This is a genomic window from Pseudomonas sp. RC2C2 (assembly GCF_018390435.1).
Taxonomy (GTDB): Bacteria; Pseudomonadota; Gammaproteobacteria; order Pseudomonadales; family Pseudomonadaceae; genus Aquipseudomonas; species Aquipseudomonas donghuensis.
Map to the genome: position 1 here is coordinate 3,626,247 of NZ_JAHBAX010000001.1, position 13,825 is coordinate 3,640,071.

Genomic DNA, 13,825 nt, shown 5'->3' on the forward strand with positions numbered 1-13,825 from the left:
GCTTGCAGCTTGAGGCTTGTAGCTTGCAGCTGCGCGCCAAGGCGCGCTTCAATCCTGCTCGGCGACGCTGGTCTTGCCCTGGCGGTTTTCGATGTCACCGATCAGGCGCTTGGCCAGCGCCGGGTAGTTTTCGTCGAAGTGATGCCCGCCAGGCAGCTTCAGGCGCTCGCCGACCGCAGTATGGTCGGTACAGCCGCTCTCGTCCGCCTCTTCCTCGCCATACACGCAGACCACCTTGGCGGCCGGCAATTTGGCCATCTCCGGTCCGGTCGGTGCTTCCTTGCCGGCATTGCCCAGCCAGCCCTCGACTTCGATTTCGAAGCTGCCGCTGCGGGCAAAGGCCAGCAGGATCACCGCATCGATGCGCTTCTGGTCTTCGGCCGGCAAGCGGTTGTAGATCGCCGGCAACACGTCGGCCCCGAAGGAGTAGCCGGTCAGCACGAAGCGTTTGGTGCCCCACTTCTGCCGGTAGTGCTGCATCAGCTCGGAGAGGTCGATGGCACTCTGTTCCGGGGTCTTGTGTTGCCAGTAGTAGCGCAGGGTGTCGATGCCGACCACCGGGTAGCCGAGCTTGGCCATCTCACCGGCCACGTCGCGGTCCAGGTCACGCCAGCCGCCATCGCCAGAAAGAAACAGGGTCACGGTATCGGTGGTCTGCCCGGCAGGCACCTCGACCACCGGGATGCTCATGGCGTTGCCATCCTCCCCCACCAGCGCCTGGGTCAGTTGGGCCTTGAGCACCTGTGGCAGATGGATGTCATAGTCGCTGATGCTGGTCTCGGCATTCGGCTGGTCGCGGACGAAGGCCGCGCTGGCGTCATCCGGGTTGTCGTTCCAGGCCACGCTCCAGTGGCCGTGGGCGGCAGACTTGGGCAGCGGTGTGGCGCAGCCGGGTTGTTCGAGCGTGAAGTCCACCGAGATTGCCTGGGCCTTGTCATCGGTCTGACTGGCGAGCCAGTTCCAGGCCTGGGCCGCTCCAGGACCGATCCCGGCCACCAGGGTCGGGGTGCCCTGGAGTTGTTGCAGTGCTTGCTGCAGGGCTTGCTGCTGCTTGCTGCAATCGGCAGGTGGAAGGATCACCTGGACCATCTGCGCTTCACCGCTTTGGCTCAGGTCGAGCAGTTGCTTCTCGCTCAGGGCCTGGTCCTGGGGCACGGCGATGGCCACTCGCGCCTTGGTACGGGTGCCCGGGTTGACCCGGATCAGGCTGCTGCCATCGCTCAGGCTCAGGTGTTCCAGGCTCGCCTCGGGAGCCGGGCGGGTCCATAGCCAGAAGCCCAAAGCGGCAGCCAGCAAGGCCAACAGCAGGGGTACCAGTAGATACAGCCAGTAACGTCGAATCATCAGCGTTTCACCAATCCAGTCAGGCCGCCCGCGATCAGGGCGGCGGTGTCGGCCAGTGCCACCAGCGGATCGAGTCCGGCCGGCACGGCCATGTAGCGAGGTTCCCAGTCCGGCTGGAACTTGTCCTTGAAGCGGCGCAGCCCCTGGAAGTTGTAGAGTTGCTCGCCGCGCTGGAACACCATCGAGCCCAGGCGCTGGGTCAGTGGCGCGCCGCGCCGTGGTTGCAGCCCGGAAAGTGGCACCATACCCAGGCTGAAGCGCCCATAGCCGTGCTGCTTATAGTACTGGATCAAGCCGATCATCATGTATTCCATGGTCAGCTTCGGCGCTTCGGGATGGGCGCGCATCAGGTCGAGGCTGGCCAGTTCCAGGCTGCGGGTTTCCAGCAGGTTGGCAAACGCTACCGGGCGCCCTTCGAAGCGGATCAGGGCAATGCGAAAGTGTTGCAGGTACTCAGGGCTGAAGCGGCCAAGGGAGAAGCCTTTCTCGCGCACGTTCTTGCCGCTGAGCCAGGCATCGGAGATGGCCTTGAGTTCTTCCAGCGGGGCTTGCCCCGGCTCGTGCACTTCGAGGCTGAGACCGTCGCGGCCGCCGCGGTTCCAGGTGTAGCGCAGGTCTTTCATTTCCTTGCCTTTGGCGTCGAGGTCAAAGCGCTTGAGGTCGACCCGGGCCTCTTCGCCCAGTTTGATTGCGGTCAGGCCGATGTCCATATAGAAGGGCAGGTTCTCCGCGCGCACCTGGTAGAACACCGGGCGGGCGTGATGCACGTCGCACAGGTCGCGGAACTGCCAGATCATCTCGGCGCGCTCATGTGCCGGGCCGATCGGGTCATACAGCGCCACCAGGCTGCGACCACGGCGGGCGTACATGAGGAAGGCATCGTCATTGGGGTGGAACAGCAAGGCCTTGTCGCCGGTCAGTGCCAGGCCGCCGTCGGGTTGATCGGAGGCTTGCAGGATAGCGTTGGCGCGTTGCAGTTCTTTGCTCGTGGGCAGGTGGATGACTGGCCGTGCGGTGCGCAGCAACCAGGTCAGGGCGACGATCACCAGCAGCACCGCGCTGCCCAGTGCCGAGCGCAAGCCGCGTGGGGCATCGGCATCGAGGGTGAACTGCCACCAGAGTTGATGGCTGTACGGCACATCCTGATAGGCAAACAGCAGTAGCCATACCGACGCGCCCAGTACGCAGGCACTGGCGACAAGATAAACCGGCGAGAACGGCAGTTCCAGCAAGCGGCTGGGGCGGTAGAAGGAGCGCCGGAAGACGGCCAGCAGGCAGGCGGTAAAGGTCAGGATGCTGGCCTCTTCCCAGTCGAAGCCCTTGAGCAGCGAGAGCAGGGCGCCGACCAGCAAGAGGATGGTGGTCAGTATCCAGGCGGCCGACAGGCGCCGCCGCAGGCCCTGGGCCAGCAGCAGGCACAGTACGCCAATCAGGCTGGCGCCGAAGTGCGAGGCGTCGATCAATCGGTGCGGCACCAGGAACCCCAGGTGTTCCAGGCGCTCATCAATTTCCGGCGTGGCGCCTGAAAACAGCAGCACCACGCCGGAGAGAAACACCAGCACCGCCAGCACCGGGGCTGCCAGCCCGGATGCCGCCCTGATCGCCTGCTGGGCAAACAGCAGGCGCCTGGCTTCGCTGGCAAGCAGCAGGACGCAGGCCAGCAGCAGTGGCAATACCACGTAGATCAGGCGATACAGCAGCAGGGCGGCGGCCAGCGGCGCGGCCCCCAGCTGGTCGGCAAAGGCCGCCAGCAGGATCGCCTCGAAGACCCCGACGCCGCCGGGCACATGGCTGAGTACCCCGGCTGCCAGCGCCAGCAGATACACCAGCAGGAAGGCGCCAAACGGCGGCGCCTGCGGCAACAGCAGGTAAAGCACCGTGGCGGCAGCGGCAACGTCCAGGGCGGTAATCAGCAGTTGCAGCAGGCTCAGGCGCGCGCCGGGCAGGCGCAAGGTGCGCCGGCCTGCTTGCACCAGCAGGTTGTCAGCCAATGGTTGTTCGGGCAGTCGCCGACGGTACAGGCCATAGACCAGCGCCGCGCTCAGGCCAAGTACTGCCAGGGCGATCGCTGCCAGCAGCGCAGGCGACAGGTGCAAGGCTGAAGCGGTGGCAGGCAGGTTGCTCAAGGTTGCCAATGCCGCCAGGGGCGGCAAGGCGCAGCCAAGGGACAGGCTGGCAAACAAGGTCATCCGTGCCACTTCTGCGGCCCCGATACCGTGGCGGGCGTACAGGCGATAGCGCACCGAGCCACCGGACAGCAGCGACAGGCCGATGGCGTTGCCGATGGCAAAGGCACTGAAACCGCCCATGACCAGGGTGCGCGTCGGTAACTGAACGCCGGCGTAGCGGCTGGCCGACCACTCATAACCGAGCAGTATGACGAAGCCGGCAACCGTGGCCAGCAACGCGCCGGCCAATGCTGTTGGCGGCACGCTGAGCAGCGAATCGTGCAGGGCATAAATGTCCAGCTCGCTGAGCAGATGACGGCAGGCGATCAGTGCGACAGCGAACAGCAGCAAGGTCACGCCCAGGCCGATGGGCTGGCGGTACTTGCTCAGGCGTTCGAGCCAGCGCAGGCGATGCTCGGCATTGGGCAGTGCGGCAGTAACAGGAGCGTGTGTTTCGGGTGGCTGGGTGCGCATCAACCACCTCGTGGCTTGCGCGCGACAAGCAGGGTGTATCCGGTCAAAGTACCAATCCCTATGGAGACGTAATGGCCGGTATGATCGGGCCGCTGAGCACCTTGAGGATAGTTAAAGAAGTTTCATATTGCCTGAGCGGCAGGGGGAGGGCGCGGTAAGGGGAATTGCTTGAGGTACAGACGCAAAAAAGGCCACTTTTTTCAAAGTGGCCTTTTCTGTTGTTTGGTTGCGGGAGCCGGATTTGAACCGACGACCTTCGGGTTATGAGCCCGACGAGCTACCAGACTGCTCCATCCCGCGTCTGTGGGGCGGATTCTACAGCGTTGGGCTTGGCTGTCAACGCTTAATTGTTGATTTACAATAAAAAATTGCCTGGAGCTTTATTCCGGGCAAAGAAAAAGGCCACTCGTGAGAGTGGCCTTTCCTGAATCTGGTTGCGGGAGCCGGATTTGAACCGACGACCTTCGGGTTATGAGCCCGACGAGCTACCAGGCTGCTCCATCCCGCGCCTGTGGAATGAGATTCTACAGTTTTGCCCGTGGCTGTCAATAGCTCATTTACAGAAATCCTTTTTCCTTCAATCGCTTAGCGCGCCCGAAAAGGGCTGCAGGCTAGCTGGGGCGGGCCTTGCAGGGTATCTGGCGGAGAATAAATTAGTTGTGATGCGTGGGCCGCTATCGGGTGAGATACTGCTTACATCACTTTAAACCTGTTCTTACGCTACCTATGTCTCAACGCAAGATCATCCATATCGACTGCGATTGCTTCTACGCCGCCATCGAAATGCGCGACGACCCGCGTCTGGTCGGGCGGCCGTTGGCGGTGGGCGGTGCGGCGGAGCGGCGTGGGGTGATCGCTACCTGCAACTATGAGGCGCGGGCGTTCGGGGTGCGTTCGGCGATGTCCTCGCGGCATGCCCTCAAGCTGTGCCCGGACCTGTTGATCGTCAAGCCGCGCATGGATGCGTATAAGGAAGCCTCGCGAGAAATTCACAGCATCTTTCGCGAGTACACCGATCTGATCGAGCCCTTGTCACTGGATGAGGCTTACTTGGATGTGTCGGACAGTTCCTGGTTCGCCGGCAGCGCCACCCGTATTGCGGGGGATATTCGCCGTCGGGTTGCCCAGCAGTTGCATATCACCGTGTCAGCCGGCGTCGCGCCGAACAAGTTCCTGGCCAAGATCGCCAGCGACTGGCGCAAACCCAATGGGCTGTTTGTGGTCACCCCCAATGAGGTCGAGGACTTTGTTGCCGCCTTGCCGGTCAGCAAGCTGCACGGGGTAGGCAAGGTCACCGCTGACAAGATGGGCCGCTTGGGCATCAGCAATTGCCTGGAGCTGCGTGACTGGAGCCGTCTGGCCCTGGCCCGTGAATTCGGCAGTTTTGGTGAGCGGCTGTGGGGGTTGGCGCGAGGGATCGATGACCGACCGGTACAGAACGACAGTCGTCGTCAGTCGGTCAGCGTGGAAAACACCTACGATGCCGATCTGCCGGACCTGGCCAGCTGCCTGGAGAAACTCCCGGAGCTGATGGAAACCCTTGCCGGGCGTATGGCCCGTATCGACGACAGTTATCGCCCGGGCAAGCCGTTCGTTAAAGTGAAGTTCCATGATTTCAGCCAGACCACGCTTGAACAGTCAGGGGCGGGGCGTGACCTTGGCAGCTATCAGCAATTGCTCAGCCAGGCCTTTGCCCGTGGTGGCAAGCCGGTGAGGCTGTTGGGGATCGGCGTGCGCTTGCAGGATTTGCGCGGCGCCCATGAACAGCTGGAACTGTTCACTCAGGACTGAGGAGGGCAGCGCCAGCAGGCTGGCGCTATCCGGGTAACGCGCAGGTCAGTGTACGCCGGGGTCGGCAACCAGGCGGCCAGCGTCCTTGGTCAGCGACTTGAGGAATTCCTGTTGCAGTTCCGGATCGTTGCGGGTCAGCTCGATCAGGCTTTGCTCCAGTTCACTGGCTTCTTCTTCCAGGCCCAGCTCCGACAGACGCTTGACCCGATGCACCCACTGGCTGACTTCATCGTCTTCCAGGTCATCGAAAATCAGTTCGTGGGCTTCCACCAGTTTGCCGCGCAAGTTGCTGCTGATCAGCAGGCTGGCATCGCCACGCACATTGTTGTCTTCATCCGCCACCTGCAGGTGCAGGGTGCCGATATGGGTCAGGTTCTGCTCGCTGAACGGGCTGTCGAGCAGGTTCAGCTGCAGTACGCCATTACGGTCGGTGGTCAGCTCGTGATTCACCTTGCCAGCCTTGACCGTTACCGGCCGCTCGCTCCACGGCACGCTGGCGTACTCCTGACGCTTGTCCTTCTGCACCTCGGTGATGCCTGCCAGGTTCTGCTGCGCACGACCGTTGGACTGGGCGTTCATGAACGGGTTGAGGCCGTCGAAGCCATAGCTCAACCAGTCACGGGTAACGCTGTCGGGCAGGTTGCCCAGGGCAAAGACGTTGACCACGTTGGCGCCGACACCGGCAACCACCGCCACCGCGCCCAGCGGAATCTCGTAGACTTCGCGCCAGGGCTGGTAAGGCGTGTAGCGATCGTAGCGACGAGTCACTTCGAACTCGGTGACTTCGAAGTTCTTCTGCTCATGGATGCGCACACGCCGCTGCGGCAGTTCGAGTACCTTGGGGTCCCCGACATCGATCTGCAGGCTGTGTTCGAGCAGCTTGCGCTCGATGCGCTCCTCATGTTCGCTGCGCTGGGACATCTGGTTGGCGCAACCGCTGAGGAGCAGGGCGCCGCACAGTGCGGCGCCCCCCAGGTTGATGGTACTTCGCTTGAACATGATTACTCTTGCGTTGGCTTAGCGACGAATGCGGGCTTGCAGGAACGACAGCACCTCGGCCACTGGCAGCGGCTGTGCGTCACGCTCGGTACGGTGCTTGTATTCCAGGTTGCCGTCAGCCAGGCCGCGGTCGCTGACCACGATGCGGTGTGGAATGCCGATCAGTTCCATGTCGGCGAATTTGATCCCCGGGCTGGTTTTCTTGTCGCGGTCATCCAGCAGCACTTCAAAACCGGCGGCAGTCAGTTCGGCATACAACTTGTCGGTGGCTTCGCGAACCTGTTCGGTTTCGTAGCGCAGTGGTACCAGGGCGATCTGGAACGGTGCCAGGGTATCGCTCCAGATGATGCCGTTCTCGTCGTAGTTCTGCTCGATGGCTGCGGCAACCACGCGCGATACGCCGATACCGTAGCAACCCATGCTCAGGGTCACCGGCTTGCCGTTCTCGCCCAGCACCTGGCACTTGAGTGCTTCGCTGTACTTGGTGCCGAGCTGGAAGATGTGCCCGACTTCGATGCCGCGCTTGATCACCAGGGTGCCCTGGCCATCCGGGCTTGGGTCGCCTTCGACGACGTTGCGCAGGTCGGCCACTTGCGGAACCGGCAGGTCACGCTCCCAGTTGACGCCGAAGTAGTGCTTGTCGTCGATGTTGGCGCCAATGCCGAAATCGCTCATCAGGGCGACCGAGCGGTCGATGATGCATGGCAGCGGCAGGTTCAGCGGGCCGAGGGAACCGGCGCCGGCGCCAATGGCGTTGCGCAGTTCTTCATCGCTGGCCATGACCAACGGGCTGGCAACCTCTGGCAGGTTGGCGGCCTTGATTTCGTTGAGTTCGTGGTCGCCACGGACGATCAGGGCAATCAGCTTGCCTTCTTCGGCGGCGTGGACGATCAGGGTCTTGACGGTCTTTTCGATCGCCAGTGCATAGTTTTCGACCAGTTGGGTGATGGTTTTGGCGTCCGGAGTGTCGACCAGGCGCAGCGCTTCGGTCGGCGCAGGGCGCTCGGTTTCCCGTGGGATGGCCTCGGCCTTCTCGATGTTGGCGGCGTAGTCGGAGCTGTCGCTGAAGATCACATCGTCTTCACCGGACTCGGCCAGCACGTGGAACTCGTGGGAGTAGCTGCCACCGATCGAGCCTGTGTCAGCCTGCACTGGGCGGAAGTCCAGGCCCAGGCGGGTAAAGATGTTGCTGTACGCCTGGTGCATGCGATCGTAGGTTTCCTGCAGGGAAGCCGGATCGGCATGGAAGGAGTAGGCGTCCTTCATGATGAACTCGCGACCACGCATCAGGCCGAAGCGCGGACGGATCTCGTCACGGAACTTGGTCTGGATCTGGTACATGTTCAGTGGTAGCTGTTTGTAGCTGTTGAGTTCGTTGCGGGCCAGGTCGGTGATGACCTCTTCGTGGGTCGGGCCCACGCAGAACTCGCGACCGTGACGGTCCTTGAGGCGCAGCAGCTCGGGGCCGTACTGGTCCCAGCGGCCGGACTCTTGCCACAGCTCGGCAGGCTGGATGGCCGGCATCAGCACTTCAAGGGCGCCAGCGGCGTTCATTTCCTCGCGGACCACGGCTTCGACCTTGCGCATTACCCGCAGGCCCATCGGCAGCCAGGTATAAAGGCCGGATGCGAGCTTGCGGATCATGCCGGCACGCAGCATCAGCTGATGGCTGATGACGACCGCGTCGGAAGGAGTTTCTTTCTGGGTAGCGAGCAAATATTGACTGGTGCGCATGGTAGGCCGTTGTCGGTTGCTTAAGACTTTAAATGACCCCGCATTGTACGGGGGCGATTCGGTGACGTACAGGATGCCGGAGCGCGAAGGCGTTGTCAGCCCGAATCGAGACAAGAAAAAGCCCGGCAGTGCCGGGCTTCTTCGTACTGGGGATACTGAAACCCTAAGGCTTACAGGATGCTCAGCGGGTACTCGACGATCAGGCGCAGTTCGTCGATCGATGGCGAACCGTAGTAAACGCCGTCGCCGGAACGGTAGGTGGCTTGACGAATGCGGAAGCTCAGGTCTTTGGCCGGACCTTCCTGCAGGACGTACTTGGCCTCGATATCGCGTTCCCATTCCTTGCCGTTGTCGGTGCCTGTGACGTTGGCGCCGGTACCTTTGACATAACGGGTCATGAAGGTCAGGCCTGGAACGCCGTATTCGGCGAAGTTCAGGTCGTAACGTGCCTGGTAGGATTTCTCGTCTTCGGCGTTGAAGTCGGAACGGGCGATGGAGTTGGCCAGGAAAATGGTACCGCCGCCGTCGATGCCGTAGGCATAGTCGCCGTCACCGGTAACTTTCTGGTAGGCCAGGGTGAAGGTGTGCGCGCCAATGTTGTAGGCGCCCGACAGGCTGAACGCACGGTTATCAAGTTTGTCACCATCGAATGCGGTAACGTTGGCCGCGCCGTCGCTCTTGGTGTCATAAATGTTGAAGTCGAACACCAGGCCTTGCTTGTCGCTGATCGGCAGTGCCCAGTTGACGTTGGCGTAGTATTTGCGCCAGTAGTCTTCGACCTTGGAATAGTAGAGGCTGGTGCTCAGGGTGTCGGTGAAGGCATAGGTGCCGCCGAATACGTCGGCCTGGGTCAGGCCTGGGTTCTTGACCCAGGTAGTGCGGTTCTTGCCACCGATGCTGTCGTGGTAGGACTGCGATTGAGCATTCAGTGCTGTGAAGTGACCGGCGTTCAGCTCAAGGCCTTTGATTTCCTTGCTGGTAACCAGGAAGCCTTCGACGGTTTCCGGCAGCAGACGGCTGTCGTCGGTCGCCAGAACTGGCAGGGCGGTGAACTGAGTGCCGTATTTCAGCACGGTGTCGGAGATGCGGAACTTGACCGCCGCGCCACCTTCGGAGAACGAGTCTTGCGAACGGCCATCCTCGCCCAGCGGGAACTGGCCGGTGCCGGCGCGACCCTTGCCACTGTCCAGTTTCAGGCCGAGCATGCCGATGGCGTCGACACCGACACCTACGGTGCCTTGGGTAAAGCCCGACTGGAAGGTGCCGAGGAAGCCCAGGCCGGTTTCTTCAACGCGGCTTTGTTCATCATTAGGCACGTTACGGAAGTCACGGCTAAAATACAGCATGCGGGTTTTGACATTGAGCTTGCTGTCTTCAACAAAACCCTTGGACTCATCCTGAGAAGAGGCCACTGCCAATTGCGAGGTGCCGGCTGCAACAGCCAGGGCGATTATGCTCCACTTCATCACGCGCATCGTGATTTGCTCCTTTGGTTTTTAGGAAGAGTACTGCCGTCGCTGTTTGATTTTTTTATACAGCGCGGCTCTTTCTTTTTGTGTCGGCGGAAATGTATATCACGCTGACCATCGTTGGCGATATGGGGGCAAAGAACCTTTCGGTAACTTTACGGTCATGTCGCTAACCGTTATGTCCTTGTCGCAAATCACGCCCCGTTTTTTGCGGGCCGTACAACTCCAGCGCTGTTTCAGGCGGTTTAAGGATAGGTAAAAAACGCTAGCCCGCACCTTCTGAAACTCCCTGGTTACCCCATGCAGCTGTTGTTAATTTGTCGCCGCTCACCGCTTCAATGCAGATGGCGTGCCGACTGTGGTGGATGACAATGCAACAAGCGTGCACAAAATCGAACAGGGTTCACGAAATTTTCACTTTTCTGCAGTGCAGGGCGGCCAGGTGCCGAGAAACCGGGGGTCAAAGAACCTTTGGTTAGCCGTCGGCGCTTGCCATGGAATAACTGAAAAAGTTGCCCGTAAAGTCAAAGCGTTACCGCTGAAGGCTAAAGCTGAGTAGTTTGTGGATGTTCGGTGGGCGAGGAGGGGATGGGTGGCTTCATTTTGGTGCGAAAAGTAGCGTTTTATCGATCGGGCACCGTAACACCCGTTCGTCTGCAGGCCTTTTTTCAGCCGGTAGGGGGCCAAAACAGTGCGTCTCTTCATTTATACGGCAGCAGGCAATGCCGCGGCAGCCGATCAGGAGTATCCTGCTGGCTGTGGCTCGCGGTGCTTGCGTGGGCGAGGTATTGTGCTGTTGTAGGAGATTTCGCTGTGTTTGTTCTGGATCAACGTCTTCAACAAGACACCTTGTGCCTGGGTGACTTTCCACTATGTCGCCTGCTGCTGAGCAAGGATGCCAACTATCCCTGGTTTATCCTGGTGCCGCGCCGTGCGGATATCAGTGAATTGTTTCAACTTGATGACAAAGATCAGCAGCAACTCTGGAAAGAAACTACAGCCTTGGCGCAGGTGCTCAAGGATACCTTTGCCGCCGACAAGATGAATGTGGCGACCCTCGGCAATGTAGTTAGCCAGCTACATATGCACGTCATTGTTCGTCGTCGCACTGATCCGGCCTGGCCGGCGCCTGTTTGGGGCAATAAGCCTGCGATTGAATATTCGCCACAACAGTTGGCCGATGTTCGTTTGCGCCTGGCCGAGGTCTTGGTTGACGATTTTCAGTTCATGGAGGCTTGAATCATGACCCTTGAAGCGCGGGTGACCGAGTTGGAAAGTCGGCTGGCCTTTCAGGACGATACCTTGCTGGCCTTGAACGATGTGCTGGTCGAGCAGCAGCGGGTCGTTGAGCGCCTGCAGTTGCAAATGGCGGCGCTGCTCAAGCGCTACGAAGAAATGGTCGGCCAGTACCAGGCCAGTGAAGAAGCACCGCCGCCCCATTACTGATTCTGGGGTGTAAAAAAACCGCGATGGGCAGTGATGCCGTCGCGGTTTTTTTGTGGCTGGCGATCAGCGTCGTGGCGCGGCAATCACATCTTCGGCCTGCAGGCCCTTGTCACGGTTCATGACCGAGAACTCGACACGTTGACCTTCGACCAGGACACGATGGCCCTCGCCGCGAATGGCGCGAAAGTGAACGAAGATGTCATCGCCCGAGTCGCGGGAGATAAAGCCGAAACCCTTGGACGTGTTGAACCACTTCACGGTACCGGTATCACGATTGGACATGTCGTACTGGGTGTTCTGGCTGCGTGAGGCCGTGTTTTTGGCAAAGCCGGCAAGCAGATGCAGGACGCTGGCCAGCAGGGCGCAGGCCAGCGCTGGCAGGTTGCCGAGCTCTGGACGGGCCAGCAGGGTCACGGTCTGCAGGATCACGGCAAGCACCAGCAAGGCGCTGGCAGCACGCTGCAGATGTTGCCGTACGCCCCGGTAATGCTGGGGAAGCACGGGAGCAATGACCAGGTTGAGCAGGCCGAAGAGTGCCAGATAAACGGCCTCCGGTTGCTGCAGGAAGGGAATGGCTTCGGTTCTGAGGCTGGGTATGAAGGACAGCAGCAAAGCTGCAACGCCCGTCAACAGGTGGACGATCTTGAACATGTTGGTTGGCTCACATTGATAAGGCGGATCACAGGAAGAGCTGACTTCACGGCGCGCACGGGTCAAAAAGCGCAAAAACGTGAAAAAGGTCAGCCTATGCGCCCGCGCAATGACAATCGGCGCGGGCGGCACGCTGCCTATTTAACAGCAAAGCCCCGGGCTTCTCAAATCAGTGGCCCACCGTGTGTCGCGCGGCCTGCAGCCCTGTGTCGCAGGCACGAGGCTGCAGGGGCTGAAAACTCTTGGTACAGTGGTTTGTACCCGCTTGATCAGCAAGCACTAAGCAAAGGGGAACTGCATGGCAATCGATATCGGTATCAGCGAAGAAGATCGCAAGTCCATCGTCGAGGGTTTGTCGCGCCTGTTGTCGGATACTTATGTACTTTATTTGAAGACCCACAACTTCCACTGGAATGTCACCGGCCCGGCGTTCCGTACCTTGCACCTGATGTTTGAAGAGCAGTACAACGAACTGGCCCTGGCCGTCGATTCAATTGCCGAGCGTATTCGCGCCCTCGGCTTCCCGGCGCCCGGCGCTTATTCGATCTATGCGCGGCTTTCCTCTATCAAGGAGGAGGAGGGCGTGCCGGCCGCCGACGAAATGATCAAGCAACTGGTAGAGGGCCAGGAGGCGGTCACCCGCACGGCGCGCAGCATCTTCCCGGTGCTCGACAAGGTCAGCGACGAGCCGACCGCCGACCTGCTCACCCAGCGCATGCAGGTGCATGAAAAGACCGCCTGGATGCTGCGCTCTCTGCTCGAAGGAAAGTGATCTTCGCGTTTCTCGAGCCCACTGCAAACGCCCGAACTTGTTGTTGAGTTCGGGCGTTTTAGTTCGTGTGGAAGTGGTTTCCGGTGTTTCAAGTACCGGGTTTATTACCGAGTCTTCCTACAGGCAGAGTGAGTGAGTCTGCTGGCACCGACCGACGGCACGGCGCTTTATTAAGGGCATGTTCCGGCGTGCACAGCGCACGCGGGTTTGTTTCCCGGTTAAAACAGTGGCGTGGTACGACTATGTCGGCATGGATGAACCATACAGGGCGCACAGGTGGTGCGCACAAGGAAGGCGTCGATCCGTTCGAGGCAGATTTCAATATGGGCCTGGCCCAGCCGTTATCGCGTTCGGTGCGCCTGAACGGCTTTGCCACCTGCCTGCGCCTTGAGGAGATCTACTGGACCATTCTCGAGCGCATCGCCGAGGCCAACCAGTGCACGGTCAACGCGGTGCTGTCGTATGTAGACCGTGAGGTTCACTTGCGTCATGGCGGGGTTAAAAATTTCAGCGGGCTGATCCGCGTGGTCTGCGTGGTCTACCTGTTGGGGGCGAAGGTGACACGCTAGTCGGTTGCCGGGCTGCACAGCACTCCTTAACCATATATAATCCCGCGCTTTACTGCCTGAACCAGCCTGCGCTGTGGTTAACGAGACACGCCTATGCCCATGTACGACTATCAATGTGCTTCCTGCAACCACCAGATGGAAGCCCTCCAGAAGCTCAGTGCCGCACCGCTGACCGATTGTCCGGCGTGTGAGCAGCCTGCGTTGAAGAAGCTGATCTCGGCCCCGGGGTTCCGCCTGGGCGGTACGGGCTGGTACGAAACCGACTTCAAGACCGGTGCGAAAAAGAACCTGGCAGGCGGCGACAAGGCCGACTGAGTTGATTGCCCCGGCAGGGTCTTGCACTATTAGCCCTTTGGGGCTGCAGGGCCTCCACTGAACATACGAATGACGAGAAGCGAAACCACCATC

At 60.5% G+C, this 13,825-nt stretch carries 12 protein-coding genes and 2 tRNA genes; 6 read left to right on the top strand and 8 right to left on the bottom strand.

The annotated features are described in order from the left end of the window. Positions 1–48: 48 nt before the first annotated feature. From KHO53_RS16730 to KHO53_RS16745, 4 genes are all read right to left on the bottom strand, one after another. Positions 49–1,344: a virulence factor family protein gene (locus tag KHO53_RS16730; RefSeq protein ID WP_010224747.1), complete on the bottom strand. Its 1,296-nt coding sequence runs from the start codon at positions 1,342–1,344 to the stop codon at positions 49–51. Beyond that, on the bottom strand, positions 1,344–3,986 hold the full coding sequence (mprF, locus tag KHO53_RS16735; RefSeq protein ID WP_213570528.1) for a bifunctional lysylphosphatidylglycerol flippase/synthetase MprF: 2,643 nt from the start codon (positions 3,984–3,986) through the stop codon (positions 1,344–1,346). The genes KHO53_RS16730 and mprF overlap by 1 nt, the downstream gene beginning before the upstream one ends. 223 nt (positions 3,987–4,209) lie before the next feature. Next, positions 4,210–4,286, bottom strand: a tRNA-Met gene (locus KHO53_RS16740). A 131-nt stretch (positions 4,287–4,417) separates the two neighbouring features. Beyond that, positions 4,418–4,494 (bottom strand) — tRNA-Met (locus tag KHO53_RS16745). 218 nt (positions 4,495–4,712) lie between these two features. Here KHO53_RS16745 and dinB point away from each other — a divergent pair. Continuing rightward, positions 4,713–5,777: a DNA polymerase IV gene (gene dinB / locus KHO53_RS16750; RefSeq protein ID WP_036994128.1), complete on the top strand. Its 1,065-nt coding sequence runs from the start codon at positions 4,713–4,715 to the stop codon at positions 5,775–5,777. A gap of 45 nt (positions 5,778–5,822) precedes the next feature. Here the strand turns inward: dinB and KHO53_RS16755 are convergent, their stop codons facing one another. The 3 genes from KHO53_RS16755 to KHO53_RS16765 form a co-directional block, all read right to left on the bottom strand. Further along, a complete protein-coding gene (locus KHO53_RS16755; RefSeq protein ID WP_010224736.1) occupies positions 5,823–6,776 on the bottom strand; it encodes a hypothetical protein in 954 nt (317 codons plus the stop codon). 18 nt (positions 6,777–6,794) lie between these two features. Further along, positions 6,795–8,510 (bottom strand): proline--tRNA ligase, encoded by a 1,716-nt coding sequence (locus KHO53_RS16760; protein WP_213570529.1) that lies wholly within the window; start codon positions 8,508–8,510, stop codon positions 6,795–6,797. 170 nt (positions 8,511–8,680) lie between these two features. Continuing rightward, the gene (locus tag KHO53_RS16765) at positions 8,681–9,985 is read right to left on the bottom strand and encodes an OprD family porin (RefSeq protein WP_036994133.1); all 1,305 of its coding nucleotides are present in this window, start codon (positions 9,983–9,985) and stop codon (positions 8,681–8,683) included. An 807-nt stretch (positions 9,986–10,792) separates the two neighbouring features. On the opposite strand from KHO53_RS16765, the gene KHO53_RS16770 reads away from it, so the two are divergent. Both KHO53_RS16770 and KHO53_RS16775 read left to right on the top strand, forming a co-directional pair. Then, positions 10,793–11,218, top strand: a complete 426-nt coding sequence (locus tag KHO53_RS16770; RefSeq protein ID WP_010224730.1) for an HIT family protein — start codon at positions 10,793–10,795, stop codon at positions 11,216–11,218. 3 nt (positions 11,219–11,221) lie between these two features. Further along, on the top strand, positions 11,222–11,425 hold the full coding sequence (locus tag KHO53_RS16775; RefSeq protein ID WP_213570530.1) for a SlyX family protein: 204 nt from the start codon (positions 11,222–11,224) through the stop codon (positions 11,423–11,425). Between the two features lie 63 nt (positions 11,426–11,488). Here the strand turns inward: KHO53_RS16775 and KHO53_RS25780 are convergent, their stop codons facing one another. Beyond that, a complete protein-coding gene (locus tag KHO53_RS25780) occupies positions 11,489–12,076 on the bottom strand; it encodes a cold-shock protein (RefSeq protein WP_283772002.1) in 588 nt (195 codons plus the stop codon). 298 nt (positions 12,077–12,374) lie between these two features. Here KHO53_RS25780 and KHO53_RS16785 point away from each other — a divergent pair, with 298 nt between their 5' ends. The 3 genes from KHO53_RS16785 to KHO53_RS16795 all read left to right on the top strand — a co-directional run bounded on the left by KHO53_RS16785 (position 12,375) and on the right by KHO53_RS16795 (position 13,732). Next, entirely contained in the window at positions 12,375–12,848 is a 474-nt protein-coding gene (locus tag KHO53_RS16785; RefSeq protein ID WP_010223201.1) for a Dps family protein, read from the top strand. Positions 12,849–13,090: 242 nt separating this feature from the next. Further along, complete coding sequence (locus KHO53_RS16790) at positions 13,091–13,417, top strand: ribbon-helix-helix domain-containing protein (RefSeq protein ID WP_026001328.1); 327 nt, start codon at positions 13,091–13,093, stop codon at positions 13,415–13,417. Positions 13,418–13,510: 93 nt separating this feature from the next. Then, positions 13,511–13,732 (top strand): FmdB family zinc ribbon protein, encoded by a 222-nt coding sequence (locus tag KHO53_RS16795; protein ID WP_010223199.1) that lies wholly within the window; start codon positions 13,511–13,513, stop codon positions 13,730–13,732. Positions 13,733–13,825: the final 93 nt, after the last annotated feature.

Bases quoted from the DNA above. Each gene is read 5' to 3' on its own strand.
- KHO53_RS16765 (WP_036994133.1), bottom strand. From the start codon at position 9,985: ATGCGCGTGATGAAGTGGAGCATAATCGCCCTGGCTGTTGCAGCCGGC.
- KHO53_RS16795 (WP_010223199.1), top strand. From the start codon at position 13,511: ATGCCCATGTACGACTATCAATGTGCTTCCTGCAACCACCAGATGGAA.
- KHO53_RS16760 (WP_213570529.1), bottom strand. From the start codon at position 8,510: ATGCGCACCAGTCAATATTTGCTCGCTACCCAGAAAGAAACTCCTTCC.
- KHO53_RS16785 (WP_010223201.1), top strand. From the start codon at position 12,375: ATGGCAATCGATATCGGTATCAGCGAAGAAGATCGCAAGTCCATCGTC.
- mprF (WP_213570528.1), bottom strand. From the start codon at position 3,986: ATGCGCACCCAGCCACCCGAAACACACGCTCCTGTTACTGCCGCACTG.
- KHO53_RS25780 (WP_283772002.1), bottom strand. From the start codon at position 12,076: ATGTTCAAGATCGTCCACCTGTTGACGGGCGTTGCAGCTTTGCTGCTG.
- KHO53_RS16730 (WP_010224747.1), bottom strand. From the start codon at position 1,344: ATGATTCGACGTTACTGGCTGTATCTACTGGTACCCCTGCTGTTGGCC.
- dinB (WP_036994128.1), top strand. From the start codon at position 4,713: ATGTCTCAACGCAAGATCATCCATATCGACTGCGATTGCTTCTACGCC.
- KHO53_RS16775 (WP_213570530.1), top strand. From the start codon at position 11,222: ATGACCCTTGAAGCGCGGGTGACCGAGTTGGAAAGTCGGCTGGCCTTT.
- KHO53_RS16755 (WP_010224736.1), bottom strand. From the start codon at position 6,776: ATGTTCAAGCGAAGTACCATCAACCTGGGGGGCGCCGCACTGTGCGGC.
- KHO53_RS16790 (WP_026001328.1), top strand. From the start codon at position 13,091: ATGTCGGCATGGATGAACCATACAGGGCGCACAGGTGGTGCGCACAAG.